General features: G+C 62.5%; 1 protein-coding gene. It reads left to right on the forward strand.

Features of this window, described 5'->3' with window-relative positions:
• The first annotated feature begins 70 nt into the window (after positions 1-70).
• Positions 71-1363 carry an IS256 family transposase gene (locus ACFVY3_RS17300; protein ID WP_400160669.1) on the forward strand — a complete coding sequence of 431 codons (1293 nt, stop codon included), beginning with the start codon at positions 71-73 and terminating at the stop codon, positions 1361-1363.
• The last annotated feature ends 37 nt before the right edge of the window (positions 1364-1400 follow it).

Raw genomic sequence — 1400 nt, forward strand, 5'->3', positions numbered from 1 at the left:
GGGACTGTGGAATTAACGGTGTATCCGGCTCGACACGCCAGGCGGTCTGCTTGGCAGGAATGAGCTGGATATGCCGGTGACACTGGATGCCGTGAAGACTGCGGACACCACTGGGAAACCGAAGGAAGATTCGGAGGCTGAGGCCGCCCGTGAGCTGGTGAGGATGGCCCGTGAACAGGGATTGTCTCTGACTGGTCCGGACGGGCTGCTCAAACAGCTGACCAAGACGGTCATAGAGACCGCGTTGGATGAGGAGCTCACGGAGCACCTCGGTTATGAGAAGCACGACGCGGCCGGGAAAGAGACGGGCAATGCCCGCAACGGGACCCGGTCCAAGACTGTGCTGACGGAGACCACCGGGCCGGTGGGCATCGACGTTCCGCGGGACCGGGCGGGCACGTTTGAGCCGGTCATTGTCCGGAAGCGCCAGCGCCGGCTGAATGGGGTGGACGAGATGGTCCTCTCGCTGTACGCGAAGGGCCTGACAACAGGCGAGATCAGTGCGCACTTCGCCGAGATCTACGGGGCTTCCGTTTCCAAGGAGACCATCTCGCGGATCACGGACAGGGTCCTCGAGGAGATGAACGAGTGGCAGAACCGGCCGCTTGATGAGGTCTACGCGGCGATCTTCATCGACGCCATTGTGGTCAAGATCCGCGATGGTCAGGTCGCCAACCGGCCGATCTACGCCGCCATTGGCGTCACCCTGGACGGGGAGAAGGACATTCTGGGCCTGTGGGCCGGGACCGGCGGCGAGGGCGCGAAGTTCTGGATGAGCGTTCTCACTGACATCAAGAACCGTGGTGTGAAAGACAGCTTCTTCCTGGTCTGCGACGGACTCAAGGGCCTGCCGGAAGTGGTGGGCAATGTCTGGCCGCTGACGACGGTGCAGACCTGCATCATCCACCTGATCCGCAACACCTTCCGACTGGCCTCGAAAAAGGACTGGGACGCGCTCAAACGCGATGTGAAGCCCATCTACACAGCCCCGAACGCCGCGGCCGCCCGGACGGCACTCGAGGAGCTCACGGAGCGGTGGGGCAGGAAATACGGGGCGATCGTCCGGCTCTGGGAGAACGCGTGGGAAGAGTTCATCCCGTTCCTGGACTACGACGTGGAAATCCGGCGCGTGATCTGCTCGACCAACGCCATCGAATCGCTCAACGCCCGGTACCGGCGGGCCGTGAAGGCACGCGGTCATTTCCCAACCGAGCAGGCCGCGCTAAAGTGCCTGTATCTCGTCACCAGATCCCTCGATCCGACCGGTGCCGGCAGGACCCGATGGGCCGTGCGTTGGAAGCCCGCTTTGAACGCCTTCGCCATCACCTTCAGCGACCGATTCCCGGCAGCTGAAAACTACTAAAGGAAACCGCCGGATACACCGTTAATGAGATAGTCCC

Origin of the sequence: Arthrobacter sp. BPSS-3 (genome assembly GCF_044628475.1) — a bacterium.
Classification (GTDB): Bacteria; Actinomycetota; Actinomycetes; order Actinomycetales; family Micrococcaceae; genus Arthrobacter.